Source organism: Pseudoalteromonas prydzensis, assembly GCF_001661495.1.
GTDB classification, from domain to species: Bacteria; Pseudomonadota; Gammaproteobacteria; order Enterobacterales; family Alteromonadaceae; genus Pseudoalteromonas; species Pseudoalteromonas prydzensis.
Map to the genome: position 1 here is coordinate 210,821 of NZ_BDDT01000002.1, position 14,995 is coordinate 225,815.

13 protein-coding genes are annotated in these 14,995 nt (G+C 41.4%); 8 read left to right on the top strand and 5 right to left on the bottom strand.

Features of this window, described 5'->3' with window-relative positions:
- Positions 1–26: 26 nt before the first annotated feature.
- Positions 27–2,270 carry an LPS assembly protein LptD gene (gene lptD / locus A7968_RS05305; protein WP_064665544.1) on the bottom strand — a complete coding sequence of 748 codons (2,244 nt, stop codon included), beginning with the start codon at positions 2,268–2,270 and terminating at the stop codon, positions 27–29.
- Positions 2,271–2,373: 103 nt separating this feature from the next.
- Here lptD and A7968_RS05310 point away from each other — a divergent pair, with 103 nt between their 5' ends.
- The 3 genes from A7968_RS05310 to djlA are packed head-to-tail and all read left to right on the top strand — an operon-like array spanning position 2,374 to position 4,950.
- Positions 2,374–3,378, top strand: a complete 1,005-nt coding sequence (locus A7968_RS05310) for an aminoglycoside phosphotransferase family protein (protein ID WP_064665545.1) — start codon at positions 2,374–2,376, stop codon at positions 3,376–3,378.
- Positions 3,378–4,088, top strand: coding sequence for an N-acetylmuramate alpha-1-phosphate uridylyltransferase MurU (gene murU / locus A7968_RS05315; protein ID WP_064665546.1), 711 nt, complete (start codon positions 3,378–3,380; stop codon positions 4,086–4,088). The genes A7968_RS05310 and murU overlap by 1 nt, the downstream gene beginning before the upstream one ends.
- Entirely contained in the window at positions 4,078–4,950 is an 873-nt protein-coding gene (djlA, locus tag A7968_RS05320; protein ID WP_064665547.1) for a co-chaperone DjlA, read from the top strand. The genes murU and djlA overlap by 11 nt, the downstream gene beginning before the upstream one ends.
- Here djlA and A7968_RS05325 read toward each other — a convergent pair.
- Both A7968_RS05325 and rluA read right to left on the bottom strand, forming a co-directional pair.
- The gene (locus A7968_RS05325) at positions 4,933–5,859 is read right to left on the bottom strand and encodes a DUF3530 family protein (RefSeq protein WP_064665548.1); all 927 of its coding nucleotides are present in this window, start codon (positions 5,857–5,859) and stop codon (positions 4,933–4,935) included. The two genes, djlA and A7968_RS05325, sit on opposite strands and share 18 nt — an antisense overlap.
- A gap of 71 nt (positions 5,860–5,930) precedes the next feature.
- Positions 5,931–6,584 carry a bifunctional tRNA pseudouridine(32) synthase/23S rRNA pseudouridine(746) synthase RluA gene (gene rluA / locus A7968_RS05330; protein ID WP_064665549.1) on the bottom strand — a complete coding sequence of 218 codons (654 nt, stop codon included), beginning with the start codon at positions 6,582–6,584 and terminating at the stop codon, positions 5,931–5,933.
- Between the two features lie 857 nt (positions 6,585–7,441).
- On the opposite strand from rluA, the gene A7968_RS05335 reads away from it, so the two are divergent.
- Genes A7968_RS05335 through A7968_RS05350 form a run of 4 tightly spaced genes read left to right on the top strand, consistent with a single transcriptional unit; the run spans position 7,442 to position 12,086 of the window.
- Positions 7,442–8,446 (top strand): Fe(3+) ABC transporter substrate-binding protein, encoded by a 1,005-nt coding sequence (locus tag A7968_RS05335; protein ID WP_064665550.1) that lies wholly within the window; start codon positions 7,442–7,444, stop codon positions 8,444–8,446.
- Positions 8,446–10,077, top strand: a complete 1,632-nt coding sequence (locus A7968_RS05340) for an ABC transporter permease (protein ID WP_064665551.1) — start codon at positions 8,446–8,448, stop codon at positions 10,075–10,077. The genes A7968_RS05335 and A7968_RS05340 overlap by 1 nt, the downstream gene beginning before the upstream one ends.
- Before the next feature lie 12 nt (positions 10,078–10,089).
- Entirely contained in the window at positions 10,090–11,139 is a 1,050-nt protein-coding gene (locus A7968_RS05345; protein WP_064665552.1) for an ABC transporter ATP-binding protein, read from the top strand.
- A 47-nt stretch (positions 11,140–11,186) separates the two neighbouring features.
- Positions 11,187–12,086 carry a Dyp-type peroxidase gene (locus A7968_RS05350; protein WP_064665553.1) on the top strand — a complete coding sequence of 300 codons (900 nt, stop codon included), beginning with the start codon at positions 11,187–11,189 and terminating at the stop codon, positions 12,084–12,086.
- A 4-nt stretch (positions 12,087–12,090) separates the two neighbouring features.
- Here the strand turns inward: A7968_RS05350 and argR are convergent, their stop codons facing one another.
- On the bottom strand, positions 12,091–12,558 hold the full coding sequence (gene argR / locus A7968_RS05355; RefSeq protein ID WP_064665554.1) for a transcriptional regulator ArgR: 468 nt from the start codon (positions 12,556–12,558) through the stop codon (positions 12,091–12,093).
- A 224-nt stretch (positions 12,559–12,782) separates the two neighbouring features.
- On the opposite strand from argR, the gene mdh reads away from it, so the two are divergent.
- The gene (mdh, locus tag A7968_RS05360) at positions 12,783–13,718 is read left to right on the top strand and encodes a malate dehydrogenase (RefSeq protein WP_064665555.1); all 936 of its coding nucleotides are present in this window, start codon (positions 12,783–12,785) and stop codon (positions 13,716–13,718) included.
- An 87-nt stretch (positions 13,719–13,805) separates the two neighbouring features.
- Here the strand turns inward: mdh and ispB are convergent, their stop codons facing one another.
- Positions 13,806–14,777 (bottom strand): octaprenyl diphosphate synthase, encoded by a 972-nt coding sequence (gene ispB, locus A7968_RS05365; RefSeq protein ID WP_064665556.1) that lies wholly within the window; start codon positions 14,775–14,777, stop codon positions 13,806–13,808.
- Positions 14,778–14,995: the final 218 nt, after the last annotated feature.

Below are 14,995 nucleotides of genomic sequence, written 5' to 3' on the forward strand. Positions count from 1 at the left end.
ATACTCTTGCTAATAGTACGATAATACTAGTTATTAAGAAAATACGGTCTACGATAGCCAAAAATACCTTGTTGTAATAATTTTTGTGCATCATAACGGCTTTTACTACCTAACCCTTTTAAGACAATATTAAATCCAATACTTGAATCAAAAGTGGCTTGTTCTTGGCCTATCGCTTGATTTAAATCAGTTTCAATTTGACGACGGGCAGTAACTTGAAAGGCCCAACAGCAAGATTCATATTGCAATCCACTGAATACCTCGACGCTACGCCCGCTTTCTAAATCGCGGTGATAGCTACTTACAAATTGCCATTGCTCACTTAGCGGGAAGCTAGTAAATAAGCCAACTTGCTCGATTGTATTGCCTGAGACATCATTTGCATAGCGATGGTTCAATTGTACCAGCTGATTATCGTCACCTTTATAATCTAAGGTCACATTCGACTGGATGATTTGCTTACCATCAGTGTCATATTGGATCCCGCCAGATAAATACCAACGACGGTGCCAATGTAACATGGTTTGCGCGGCAAACAAGGCATTATAGTTAGTATCTGAATCTAAGTTTTGTGCGGTTGGCTTGGCTGAATCGCTTAAGTAGAAGATTTGCCCGGCACTAAAGTTAAACAGTTCTTCGCTATTATCGTTAAATAATCGCGTAGTGGCGCCAAGTGTAAATTGATTTGCAGCAGCTATACGGTCGACACTTGAGAAACGGCTATCACGAAACAAACCAAAAAAGTCATCTTGTAATTTAGTGGTGTCATAGAGGCCGATATCGGATTGATCTTTGTCTGGTGTGTAAAGGTACTGTACTTGCGGCTCTAACGTTTGAATACCATTGTCGATCATGCTGGTATCACGTTCAAAATTTAGTTGGCTATATAAACGTACTTTAGGCAGGGTACGCGATACTGTTTCAGCATAGTCAGTATTCGATAAATCGCCTTCTTGATTATAATTAGTGTGCAATACACTAAACTCAGACAGAAACGACCAAGCATGCTCTTGATAGCCATAGCTGGCTTTAGGTTCGATATGTACCCGAGTTGCTTTTTCTATTATTGCCGTATCATTGGTAAAATGGCTTAATTCACCATTGAATGTTAATTCAATATCGCTAAAGCGAAACGGTGTGGTTTGCGAAAAGCTAATTTGCGGTAACGCAGCATAAGATTCGGTATGATCGCCCAAAACTTCAAAGTTTTGGACTTTAATATCCGTGCGCCATGTTTCACCTAAGTAAGACAGTGAACCAGTACGATAAAGTTGCGTATCTGTACGTGTTGCGTAATTCGAGCCTAAATCAGTGAGATAGTTATCATCACTGACATTGGTTATATCTATAGCTGCACGCCAGTTTTCATTAAAATAGCTTTGTTGTTGCCAGTGAAATAGAAAACGTTCTTCGAGTTCTGGCTCAGAGTCATCTTTATCTAAATACTCTAGTGCAACCAATCCTTCGTTACTATCGCTTAAATATCTAAATTCGCCTTGTAATTGCAGGCCTTTTTTTGACATATAGCGTGGTGTTATGGTGGCATCGTAATTGGGCGCTATATTCCAATAGTAAGGTGTGATGCTTTCAATACCATAACGGTCGGAACTGGAAATATTAGGCGTTAATAGGCCTGACTTTCTTCGCTCATCAATTGGAAAAGTAAAATACGGTAGGTACAGCACTGGCGTATCCATAATACGCAACACCATATCATGGGTTTCACCCCAGCCTTCTTCACGAGAAAGTAAAATTTCTTCAGCTTGAATTGCCCACAATGGCGTGTCATTTGGGCAGGTAGTAAAGCTTGCGTTCAGTAGCTCTAGGCCAGACTGGTTTACTGTGAGCTTCTCTGCACCGCCGTGGCCTTGTTGTTCGGTTAATTTATAATCGGCACCGAGCAAACTGATTTCAGAACTATTTAAATCAGCATTGAGACCAGAGCTATTTACTTCACTGATAGTATCACGGTAAGTAATAGGGCCTGTTGCATTAAGTAACCCACGCTGTTTGTCAATTAGCGCACTTTGTGCGGACAAACTCATAGTAAGGGTGTTAATATCAACATTACCGGTAAATTCTGCGCTTTGGGTACCAAGCAATTCAATATCATCTGATTGGATATCGACCATGCCTAAATCAAGGCCAGCAAGCGGTTGCCAAGCTCTGGTTTGCATTGAATTGCCACAAAAGTTGTGTGTCAGTTCAGTTTCGGCAAGCGATGGTGCGCTGATCACACTTAGCATCATTATGCCCCAGGTTTTGCTCATTTATTAACCTTAATACGCTGTCGTTGAATATAAGAGTGACATAATAAAGGAAAACAATGGCAAATACAGTAATTGACTTAGTGAAAAATAGATATCTTACGAAATGAACCGTTATAAAAGTTTACAGCAGTTTTTAAATCCGCACTTCGAAGATGAAGTATATCAGCTTGCTGCGATCACTGGAGATGCGAGTTTTCGCCGCTATTTCCGTTTAAATCGTGGCCAAGATAGCTATATCGTGATGGACTCAGATCCCACTAAGCTGGATAACACTCCTTATATAGAACTCAATAAAGTTTTTTCTGAGCATGGCTTCAAATTACCAAAAATATTACATGCCGATGAAAAGCAAGGGTTCTTCTTATTAAGTGATTTAGGCAATGTACATCTTGCTGATATGCTCAATGATAAAGAACGCATTAACCATTATAAACATTTAATAAAACTCAGCGCACAGTGGGCAAAAATGCCTGCAGTTGAACACATGAAAGATTTTGACCGTGCGTTTTTAGAATTAGAACTGAGTATTTTTTTACAGTGGCTAGTTGAAGCGTTTCTACAACTGCAAATCAGCCCTGCGGAGCGCAAATTATGGCAAACTAGCTGTGAATTACTGATTGCTAACGTGCTTGCCCAGCCAAGAGTGACAGTGCATCGCGATTTTCATAGCCGTAATATAATGCGTAGTGAGCAGCAATGGGCGATTATTGATTATCAAGACGCAGTGCAAGGTCCAGTTTGTTATGATTTGGTTTCGCTACTTCGAGATTGTTATTTTAAGTTACCTCACGATGAGCTTGAATACTTGCTTGAGCATGCATTTAGCGAGTTTGAGCAACAAGGACTGATCAGTAATATTAGCTTTGCAACCTTTAAACAGTGGTTTGATTTAACCGGTATTCAGCGTCATTTAAAAGCCGCGGGTATTTTTTGCCGGTTGAATTTACGTGATGGTAAATCCGGTTATATGGACAACGTACTGCCAACTCTAAATTATATTAGTGATGTTGCCCAAGATCACCCGTCCTTAGTGGAGTTGGGTCAGTGGATCAACAACACCATTATCCCAGCCACGATAGTGGCACTTGATAAAGCATCAGATAAATAATGAAAGCGATGATTTTAGCCGCGGGTCGCGGTCAGCGCATGATGCCATTAACCGCAGAATTGCCTAAACCGATGTTAAAGGTGCAAGGTAAACCATTAATTGAACATCATATTGAACGCTTAAAAAGAGCTGGGATCACTGATTTTGTTATCAACCTTGCGTGGCAAGGCGATAAAATTCGTGATTACTTTGGCGATGGTTGTCAATTTGGTGTGCATATTGAATATAGCCAAGAACCCGAGCAGGGGCTGGAAACCGCAGGCGGTATTATCCAAGCTCTGCCTTTACTCGGCGAGCAATTTATTGTTATTAATGGCGATATATTTACCGACTATGATGTGAGCTCATTGCTACATATTCACTTAGATGATGGGGAAGGGCACATAGTGTTAGTTGAAAATCCGCCTCATAACCCAGATGGTGACTTTACGTTGCGCCATTTAGATGGCAATAGCCCGAAATATACATTCTCAGGTATTAGTCGTTTTCATCAGCAATTTTTTGCCGGAATTGCTCCAGGTTCTCATCGCTTAGGGGCACTGTTAAGAGAAAAGTTGGCTGAGCAGCTTGTTTCAACTGAGCTGTATATTGGTCGCTGGGATGATATTGGTACGCCTGAACGACTCGCGCAATTGAATAATTCGTTAGCAGCGCAACAAAATGAGTCTTTCAGTCATTCACAGATTAAAGGAGCACCTTATGTGGGGTAAAATTTTAGGTGCCTGTTTTGGCTTTATGTTTGGGCGCATTATAGGTTTATTTATAGGCTTATATTTGGGCCATATGTTTGACAAAAGTTTAAAACAAAATTTTGATAAAGCCGGTGGTTTTTCAAGTTTATTTAAAGGTGACGATGATATTCATCAGCGCCAAGCATTATTTTTCACCAGTTGTTTTGGGGTAATGGGGCACATTGCTAAATCAAATGGACGGGTAAGTGAAGTCCATATTCGTGCGGCCAGTTTGTTTATGGATGAAATGGGCCTCAAAGGCGATGATCGTAAAGAAGCACAAGATGCTTTTAAAGCGGGAAAAGACAGCGACTTTTCGCTCAAAGAAACTGTCTTTGATTTTAAAGAACGTTTTGCTCGTCGCCATGATTTATTGCAGTTATTTCTAGAAATTCAGATCCAAATGGCGTTTTCTGACGGAGTGCTTGCTGCACAAGAAAAGGAATTGCTGCAAGAAGTCAGCAAATTATTGGGGATATCTAAAACTCATTTTGCGTTTGTACTTAAGCGTTACCAAGCAGAATTTTCATTTCGTCAGCAACAGCAACGCTATCAACAACAGCAGCAACGCCAACAAGGGCAAAGTAGTAGTTACCGAGAGGGCTCAGGGCATCATGTGCCGCCAAATAGTGGCATGAATCGTACTCAAGCTTTGGCACTGTTGGGGTTAAATAATGAAGCAACTGAGCGCGAAATAAAAGTAGCGTATCGTAAGTTAATGGCTCAGCATCATCCAGATAAGCTGGTTTCACAAGGGTTACCTAAGCACATGATGGAATTAGCGGTAAAGAAAAGCCAAGACATTCAAGCTGCTTACGAGTTCTTAAAAAAGGCGGCGTAAAAAACCGTCGACTTCTTTGGTGAGGCGTTCATGTTGCTGCGGCTGTGAGCGCAAACCAAATAACTCACGTTGGCGGTAATCATATTTACTGTGACGTTTTACCCAGCGTTTTCTATCTTCCACACTGAGTAATAAACCCGGGTTATCAACACTATAGTAAACATCCAATAATGGTGGACTAATTGTCGATACAATGGCGTTAAGTTGTTGATTACGTTTGCTGTTTGGTAAATAACTACTAATGCTGATAAATGCATCTATATTGGTATTTGGATATTCACCATAGTGCTCAAGTAACACTGCGGCACTCGCGCCTTGGGCAATGACCACTATTTTACCATCTTCATTCAATGCACTTTGATACAAGGCATTAAAGCGTGCAATTAAGCTCTGTTTGTAATTATCGATTATCGCATTGCTTATTTGAGCAATCGCATCAACATGTACAGGGGCTTTGAGGGGAGCTTCAGAAGCGGCCGATTCGCTGTTGTCTGCTTGGTTATTCTCAGCAGGCTCACTTTGGGAGTTTTCCGGATCAGCAGGCACAGCTTGCCAGTCAATATCAGGTACCGTCATCGCCAATGTGGCATAGCCTAAATCATTAAGCTGGGTACGTAAAAAGTTAATGCCGTCATTATTGGTAGGTAAATGCTGCCAGTCAGGAATGATCAATACCACACCTCGCTGCTGGGCACTCATATGTTCACGATACAAACTCAAAAATTCAGTGTCACCCGCAAGCAGCGGCTTTAGTTCATCTTGCGGCATTAAACGTGATAAATCACTACTGACAACTGTCGACCAGGGCGTTGGTACTATAAAGTCGGCAGCTTGAATAGGCATCGTCAGTGCAATACCTATAGCCAAGCTCATTAATTGCGGTATTTTAAATTGTTTACCAGTAAACATATCAGCCACCAAGATGAATCAATAAGTCGTTATCGGCTTAAATGGCTAAAAGTTTAGGTTGATTTTAGAGTTTAAAAATCAGGCTCAGCCGTAAATGTCATGACTTGACCTGTTACCGGGTGCGCTAGTTGCAACATTTGAGCATGTAATTGTAGCCGTTGTGCAGCAGCTAATGCATCGTCATGAGCATAGAGCCTATCGGCTAGAATTGGGTGCCCTAGTGATAGCATATGTACACGTAACTGATGAGAGCGTCCGGTGATTGGGGTGAGTTCGACCCGTGTGGCATGCGCTTCATATTCAATGACGCTATAGTGAGTTAAAGACGGCTTGCCATTTTCATGATCAACCATTTGTTTTGGTCGATTAGGCCAATCACAGATCAGCGGTAAATCGATGGAACCAGTTAAAGGTTCAAGTTTTCCATAAACCCGCGCTATATAACGTTTAGCCGTTTGACGCTCTTGGAACTGCATACTTAAATTACGATGCGCGGCTTTATTCATCGCTAAACAAATGATGCCAGAGGTTGCCATATCTAAGCGGTGCACAATTTTAGCGGTAGGAAATACGCGATTAACGCGCGCAATCAAGCAATCTGCGTGCTTAGGATCTTTTCCTGGTACGGTTAGCAGTTCACTGGGCTTATTTACAATCAGTAAATCATCATCTTGAAATATAATGCTTAAATATGGATCTAATGGGGGATTGTAGTTAATTAACACGGCCAGCCTCAGTGATTTATAAGCGCGCTATTTTAGAGAAATCGTCGCTTATATACAATGAGTTGTTTTTCAGACAAAAGAAAAGCGCGAACTATCTCTAGTCGCGCTTGCGGAATCTTCTAATTTTGCATCCTGCAATTGAACTTAATCAACTCCTAAACTTTACAAATCCATGTGATCACGCTGTTACTTGTTCGTTCTGCGTGATGAAGGCGCTCCGAGCCTATCTCCTGTGTGCATCCTTGTCATCCCTATTGGTAACCGTCTATTACCGATCCTTTACGCATCATCCTGATGCTATCCTTTAATTAACAGTTCCATTGCGTTACCCTTTAGGGCCTGTCCATTTGTCCACTTCTATAACATCCTGTCTAACAACCCTCTTGTGAGCCATGTTGTTCGTCCTTTTCGCATCATCTTGACGCTGTCCATTTACTTACTATCCTTAGTGCTACTCATCCTGAGCCTGTCCGTGAGTCCATTTTTTCCTAACGTAACCTAAAATTCGAGGTTTATGAGTAATCAATCCTTGTCCGTTTACTCATTTAAGCGTCAATGCTTAACCGATGAAATAAGTATAGAGGGAATTGACAAACAAAATAGGCTGAAAATAGTAACGAAAATAAAGTCATTTTTTTGTAATTTAATGAAAGCTCTATTATTTCATGTGGTTAGTGTATTTTAAGAGTGTTTTTGTAGTGCGTTATACTCAATAGCTGTCATAACCGTGAGATATATCGCACAACTGATTTCCATAATGGGCGTGGTCATCTTTGATTACCATTTAATGAGTGCGTAGATCTGAGGGACACGTTATCATTGCATGATAATAGTTATTATTAATATGGAAGCGATTTATGAAAAAGACATTAGCAATTTTAGTTGGCTTAGTGGTTACTGCCCCAGTATTGGCAGAGGAGGCCGTTAATATTTATTCTTTTCGTCAACCGTTTTTGATTCAGCCAATATTAGATGACTTCACAGCGCAAACAGGCATTAAAACTAATGTGGTATTTGCTAAAAAAGGTTTGATTGAGCGACTCAAGCGTGAAGGAAAACATAGTCAAGCTGATTTAGTGCTCACGTCAAATTTTAGTGATTTAATTCAATTAGAGGATCTCGCGTTAACCCAGGCAATTAACAGTGAGGCTGTGAATGCCAATGTGCCTGTTAGCTTTCGAGATGCTGATGGTCAGTGGATTGCGTTAACTAAACGAGTTCGCAATGTTTATTCATCAAAAGAGCGCGTGGGTGCATTACCGCATTTAAGCTATGAAGAACTGGCCTTGCCTAAATACAAAGGTAAAATTTGTACTCGCTCAGGTAAGCACCCTTATAACTTAGGGCTAGTGGCATCAATGATTGCCCATCATGGTGAAGCTCAAACCAAAAGCTGGCTTGAAGGGGTGAAAGCAAATTTAGTGCGTAAACCACAAGGCAATGACCGTGCACAAGTAAAAGCAGTAAAAGAAGGCCTATGTGATTTGGCGCTGGGCAATAGTTATTACTTTGGCAAAATGATTGAAGATCCAGAGCAAAAACCATGGGCTGATGCTGTGCACATTAACTTTCCTAATCAAGATAACAGAGGTTCACATATTAATGTCTCTGGTGTAGTTATGACCAAGTACGCTAAAAACCCAGAAAATGCCTTGAAACTTATCGAATATATGACCGACAATAAGGCACAAAACATGTACGCTTCGGTCAATATGGAATATCCGGTAAAACCGGGCGTTGAATTATCAAGCTTAGTAGCATCGTGGGGCAGCTTCAAGGAAGACAGTTTACCACTTGATGAAATTAGCAAATATCGTCCTTTAGCACTTAAGCTAATTGATGAGGTGAAGTTCGATCTTTAATGCGTTTTAAATTCTCGCTGTCACGATGGCAGTTTTTTGCGTGGGTTATTGGCATAGTGCTAATAACCCCGTTATGTTTTTTGCTGTTTGAATCTCTGCAAGGTGATTCCGAGGTGTTTAGTCATCTCTGGGATACAGTGCTGTGGGATTATACTCGCAATACACTGTTACTTATTTTAGGAGTTGGCGCTGTCAGCTGTCTAATCGCTTTGCCATTGGGTTGGTTAACAGCTTATTGTGATTTCCCTGGCCGCAGACAGTTTGAATGGGCGTTAATGCTGCCCTTAGCAATGCCCACGTATATTATCGCCTATGTGTATACTGACTTGTTTGATTATGCTGGACCGGTGCAAATAACACTGCGAAACTGGTTTGATTGGCAATCCCCCTCCGATTACTGGTTCTTTGATATCCGTACCTTACCGGGTGCAATTATGATGATTGCTTTAGTGCTGTATCCATATCTGTATTTGATTTTTAAAACGGCACTACGCGAGCAATCATTTAAGTTAGTACAGGCGAGTCAGTTAATGGGCTTATCGCCAAGGCAAAGTTTTTATAAGGTCAGTTTACCGCTGGCGCGAGGTGCTATTGTGGCGGGCCTTGCGCTGATCAGTATGGAGGCAATGGCCGATTTTGCCACGGTAAATTACTTTGCAGTAAGCACGTTAACAACGGCGGTATACGATACGTGGTTAGGCTATTACTCATTAACGGCAGCCGCAAAAATATCAGCAATTATGCTGCTTATTTTATTCTTAGCACTGGCGATGGAGCGCTACAGTCGTCGCAACCAAGCGGTATTTGAACGCCAATCTGGCGTTAATAGTGAAACGCTTTATAACTTAACAGGTAAAAGTGCTTGGCTCGCAACGGGGTTTTGTTGTGCTGTGCTGTTTTTTGCCTTTGCATTACCGGTTGCAGTGTTGATTGGTTATGCAGTTTCTTACGCTGAGCAAGCATGGAATAGCGCCTTTTTCCTTTATGCGTGGCAAAGTTTTAAGATCGCGATGATTGTTAGTGCAATCACAATCGTACTGAGTTTATTTGTGGTGTTTTATCAACGTATCGCTAAGCAAGCCTATCCGCTTATTCCAGGGCGTTTAGCCAGCACCGGTTACGCGCTGCCCGGTACCGTATTGGCCATAGCAGTGTTGTTACCTTTAAGCTTATTCGATGATAAATTAAACACTTGGTTAGAGCCGATGGGCTTTTCACCGGGCTTATTATTGAGCGGTACTTTATTTGCTATTATTTTTGCTTATGTAGTGCGTTTTTATGCCATTGCCCACGGCGCCGTTGAGGCAAGCTTTATGCGTATAAGCCCCTCTTTGGATATGGCAAGTCAATCAATGGGTAAAAGCCAAGGGCAAACATTACGTAAGGTGCATATTCCGTTATTACGGCGCGGTATTCTAACTGCTGCGTTATTGGTGTTTATTGAATGCATGAAAGAGTTACCGGCCGCTTTGTTATTAAGACCGTTTAATTTTGAAACGCTAGCCACCCATGTTTTTCAATATGTTAGTGATGAGCAATTAGAGCTAGCCTCAATTTCAGCGTTAGCAATCGTGGTGGTGGGGCTTGTGCCTTTGTATTTTGTTAATCGCTCAATGGAGCAACGTAGCTAAATGAGAAGTTAAATGAGCAGTTTAGTGTTAGAAAATTTATCGTATCAGTATAACGGCACTGCAGTCATTGAGGGCTTGGATTTAACCGTCGCAAAAGATGAAATTGTCTGCTTACTTGGTGCCAGTGGGTGTGGCAAAACGACGACCTTAAAAGCGATTGCAGGGCTCATTACAGCACAGCAGGGTAAAGTCTTTATTGATGCTAAGTTGATCAGCGATGAACAGCGGTTTTTAGCACCTGAACATCGTAATATTGGTATGATGTTTCAAGACTATGCGCTATTCCCACATTTAACGGTAGCTGACAATATTGCCTTTGGCTTAACAAAAATGAGCAAAGCACAAAAACAACAACGTGTTAATGAAATGCTTGAGCTGGTGCATTTAGTTGGTTGTGCTGAACGTTTTCCTCATCAACTATCCGGTGGTCAGCAGCAACGTGTTGCCATTGCCAGAGCGCTTGCTTATAACCCGAGTTTACTGTTATTAGATGAACCGTTTTCAAATATTGATACCCAAGTGCGCTTTGAGCTTATTGCTGATATTCGGCGCATTATCAAAAATCAGCAAGTATCCGCAGTGTTTGTCACCCATTCCAAAGAAGAGGCGTTTGCATTTGCAGATACATTGGCAATTATGGATTGCGGTAAAATTGTTCAACAAGGCACGCCGGAGCAGCTTTTTAACACGCCAAACTCAAAGGTAGTTGCAGAATTTCTTGGTCAGGGCATATACTTAGACGCAGAAGCATTAACAGCAACTGAATATACTACTGCTTTTGGGCGAGTTGAATCATTGCTTGCACAAAGCCATGCAAAGCATGTTGGGCAACTCTATGTTCGCCCACATCATCTTGAACTAATGCCTTTGCAACCACAAAGCAGTCCTGCAAACACGGTGACTATATTAAACCGCCGATTTGTTGGCTCACACTTTGTGTATAAGGTTATCATTGCTGGGCAAGAAATTGATGTTGCTGCTCAGTTGGGTCAATCATTTTTAGTAAATGACGATGTAACTATAAGAATAACACCGCACACGGTTAACTTTTTCGCTGAATAACTACATTCACGTTCTGCCGTGTAGGACTTTTGAGTTAAGGAAATACCATGGCGCAAGCGCAGTCAGGGATTTGTGCTGAAGCAAACTTGCACGGTTTACATTTATTTTTTAATGTACTTGATGGCCACGATGAGTCATTACGCAAAAAATTAAAATATGTGAGTGCTATTCAAGATGAGTTTTCAGATCAGTTCTCTGAATCTATGCTCTCTAGTGTGGTGGCTGTAGGGGCGCAGTATTGGCCGCATATTTTGCCTGAGTTTCTGCCGAGTCAATTACAGAGTTTTCCTAATATTACCCATAGCGATCATGTTATGGGTGCACAGCCGTTTGATTTGTTTGTGCAAATTCGCTCCGACCGAGAAGATGTCAATCATCTGTTTGCATTACAAATACTGAAATTATTTTCCCCTGATGTTGAACTCGTTGAACAGGTAAGAAACTTTCGTTTTCTCGATGGCCGTGATTTTAATGGTTTTATCCTCGGTGGTGACACACCACATGGCCGCCAAAAACGCCTCACTGCGTTAATTAATAAACCGGATCACTTTGAAGACCAAGGCAGTTATGTGCATATCCAACGTTATAAACATGACTTGAGTGTATGGCAAAATCTACCATTGAGTGAACAAGAACAAATAATGGGCCGTACGCGCTTAGATAATAACTTAATTTTCCCCGCAGTGGAAAATAGCCATGCAGTACGCACTGAGCTTAAAGATGAGCAAGGTCAACCACTGCAGTTGAATCAAAACATGCCTTATGGCGATGTGTATGAGCAGGGAATATTGGCGATCAGTTATGCGGCGCAGGGTAATGCGTTTGAGCAAATGTTATTGAGTCGATTGGGGCAGGGCGATTGCTATGACCACTGGCTCGATTTTACGCAAGCTGATATGGGTTCAGCATTTTTCGCCCCATCAATTAGCTTTTTAAAGCAGCTATAACTGTTTAAACCGTATCAAATAAAACGCGCACCCGCTCGAGTGTTACGTCAATCTCGGAAATTTTTGCTGGGGCGATAAAAATCGTATCGTCACCGGCGATAGTGCCAAGTACACCATCTGCTTTACCTAATGAGTCTAACAACCGAGCGATCAGCTGTGCAGCACCTGGGCTGGTACGAATGATGATCATCATTTCGTTATGCATAATATCAATCACTAACTGGCGTAACGGGCTTTTTGCCGTTGGAACACCCATTTCAGCAGGCAAACAATAAACCATTTCTTGTTTGGCATTACGTGTGCGAACTGCGCCGAACTTGCTTAACATGCGGGAGACTTTACTTTGGCTGATATTATCAAAGCCCTGTTCTTTTAAAGCATCGACTATTTCGCCTTGAGAACCAAAATTTTCTTCTTTTAAAAGTGCTTTAAAGGCTTTAACTAACGCTTCTTGTTTATCTTGTGGTTGCATGTTGTTGTTCTGCTCTGTTATTTGATGACCTAAATTCTACACAAAAATGCATATTTATGCAGTAGTTGTTTAGCTTTGCTTACTCTTTGGCCTTTGTAAATAAAAAAATTTACAACTATGGTCGAAATTATATGCAAAATAAGCAGGATAAATTTGTCTTTAGGCGCTAATTTCTTTATCTTAGTGCCACAAATATTTTCTACCTTAAATTACGGAGAATTCCAATGAAAGTTGCTGTATTAGGTGCTGCTGGCGGTATCGGCCAAGCGTTGTCTTTATTATTAAAAACAGGCTTACCAGCTGGTTCTGAATTATCACTTTATGATGTTGCTCCAGTTGTTCCTGGTGTTGCTGTTGATCTTTCTCACATCCCAACTGACGTTAAAGTTGCAGGTTTTGGTGCTGATGCACTAGATCAAGCATTAACGGGTTGTGATATCGTGCTTATCCCTGCTGGCATGCCACGTAAGCCAGGTATGGACCGCGCTGATTTATTCAACGTAAATGCTGGTATCATTAAAACATTAGCTGAAGGTATTGTTGCTAACTGCCCTAAAGCATTAGTAGGTATCATCACTAACCCAGTAAATGGCACTGTGCCAATTGTTGCTGAAGTATTCAAAAAAGCGGGTACTTACGATGCGAAACGTGTTTTCGGTATCACTACTTTAGATGTGATCCGTTCTGAAGCGTTTATCGCTGAGCTTAAAGGTGTTGATGTTGCAACTGTGAAAGTACCAGTAATTGGTGGTCACTCAGGTACAACAATTCTACCGCTTCTTTCTCAAGTTGAAGGTGTTACTTTCACAGATGAAGAAGTTGCTGCATTGACTCCTCGTATCCAAAATGCCGGTACTGAAGTAGTTAACGCTAAAGCGGGCGGTGGTTCTGCTACATTATCAATGGGTGCTGCTGCTGCTCGTTTTTGTATGTCGCTAGTTAAAGGCTTACAAGGTGAAGACGTAGTCGATTACGCATACGTTGCTGTTGAAAATGGCGATGCTGAATACTTTGCGCACCCAGTACGTTTAGGTAAAAACGGCGTAGAAGAGATTCTTTCTTACGGCGAGCTAAGCGCATTTGAACAGCAAGCTAAAAATGATATGCTTGATACGCTTAAAAAAGATATCCAAGAAGGTGTTGATTTCATCAACGCATAATCTTGATTTACCTCGGCAGTTCGTTGAGGTAAAGATTAAAAAAGCCTGCATTTGCAGGCTTTTTTGTGCTCGAAGGGTTGTTGTTCGCTAATGATTACGATCAACAGCAATACGTGCCAAGCTGATCAAGGCTTCTTTATATGGCGATTCATCTAATAACGCTAAACAGGCAATCGCCTTATCAGCTTCTTCGTTTGCTTTATTCATTGTGAACTCAAGCGCATTAGTTTCATTAAGTGCAGTTAAAATTGCCTCTAAGTGATTCATACCGTTGCCGTGTTCAATCGCATCACGGATCAGTTGCACTTGCTCTGCATTACCGTGGCGCATCGCATAAAGTAGTGGCAGGGTTGGTTTACCTTCAGCTAAGTCATCACCAATATTTTTACCTAATTGCTCAGCATCCGCATTGTAATCAAGTACGTCATCTACCAACTGAAAAGCGGTGCCTAAGTGCATCCCGTACAAGTTAAGCGCCTGTAAGGTAGCCTCGTCTTGTTCGGTAATGATAGCAGCAAGGCCTGTTGCAGCTTCAAATAGTTTTGCCGTTTTCGAGTAAATGACCTGCATGTAACTCTCTTCGGTGGTATCAGGGTCATTACAGTTCATAAGCTGCAACACCTCACCTTCGGCAATCACGTTGGTGGCATCAGCGAGTATTTGCATGACTTGCATTTTACCAATACCCACCATCAACTGAAATGAGCGAGTGTAAATAAAGTCACCAACTAGTACGCTGGCAGCATTACCAAATTCAGCATTTGCTGTTGGTGTACCACGGCGTAAATTTGATTCATCGACGACATCATCATGCAATAATGTGGCAGTGTGAATAAATTCAACAATAGTTGCTAAAGTGACATGATCTTTGCCTTTATAGCCAAGCGCCTTAGCCGCTAAAATAGCCAGCATAGGGCGAACACGCTTGCCGCCACTGTTAACTATATATAAGCCGAGCTGATTGACGAGTGCTACATCAGAGCGCATTTGTGCGTAAATTAGTTGATTGACGTCATTCATATCGTTTTCGATTAACGCCTGGATAGCTTTTATATCCATTGATCTCCGAGCCAATTTTAATGGGTATACGGGGCTGATTGTACAACAAAAAACAGCTTTGCTCGACAGTTTGTGACGATTCGCTGAAAAAACACGGTTAAGCTGCTTAATTTAACCTTAATTTGCCAAGATAACTTTTTAATTTAAGAAATTAACGTCAATTCAACATGATTGTTTTTTATTCTCAGAGTGCGTTTATCTGTGGTGTAATTTATTTG

What these genes read in the sequence shown, in the direction of transcription:
- A7968_RS05335 (WP_064665550.1), top strand. Translation starts at nt 7,442, where the DNA reads ATGAAAAAGACATTAGCAATTTTAGTTGGCTTAGTGGTTACTGCCCCA.
- lptD (WP_064665544.1), bottom strand. Translation starts at nt 2,270, where the DNA reads ATGAGCAAAACCTGGGGCATAATGATGCTAAGTGTGATCAGCGCACCA.
- murU (WP_064665546.1), top strand. Translation starts at nt 3,378, where the DNA reads ATGAAAGCGATGATTTTAGCCGCGGGTCGCGGTCAGCGCATGATGCCA.
- A7968_RS05345 (WP_064665552.1), top strand. Translation starts at nt 10,090, where the DNA reads ATGAGCAGTTTAGTGTTAGAAAATTTATCGTATCAGTATAACGGCACT.
- djlA (WP_064665547.1), top strand. Translation starts at nt 4,078, where the DNA reads ATGTGGGGTAAAATTTTAGGTGCCTGTTTTGGCTTTATGTTTGGGCGC.
- mdh (WP_064665555.1), top strand. Translation starts at nt 12,783, where the DNA reads ATGAAAGTTGCTGTATTAGGTGCTGCTGGCGGTATCGGCCAAGCGTTG.
- ispB (WP_064665556.1), bottom strand. Translation starts at nt 14,777, where the DNA reads ATGGATATAAAAGCTATCCAGGCGTTAATCGAAAACGATATGAATGAC.
- argR (WP_064665554.1), bottom strand. Translation starts at nt 12,558, where the DNA reads ATGCAACCACAAGATAAACAAGAAGCGTTAGTTAAAGCCTTTAAAGCA.
- A7968_RS05350 (WP_064665553.1), top strand. Translation starts at nt 11,187, where the DNA reads ATGGCGCAAGCGCAGTCAGGGATTTGTGCTGAAGCAAACTTGCACGGT.
- A7968_RS05325 (WP_064665548.1), bottom strand. Translation starts at nt 5,859, where the DNA reads ATGTTTACTGGTAAACAATTTAAAATACCGCAATTAATGAGCTTGGCT.
- A7968_RS05340 (WP_064665551.1), top strand. Translation starts at nt 8,446, where the DNA reads ATGCGTTTTAAATTCTCGCTGTCACGATGGCAGTTTTTTGCGTGGGTT.
- A7968_RS05310 (WP_064665545.1), top strand. Translation starts at nt 2,374, where the DNA reads ATGAACCGTTATAAAAGTTTACAGCAGTTTTTAAATCCGCACTTCGAA.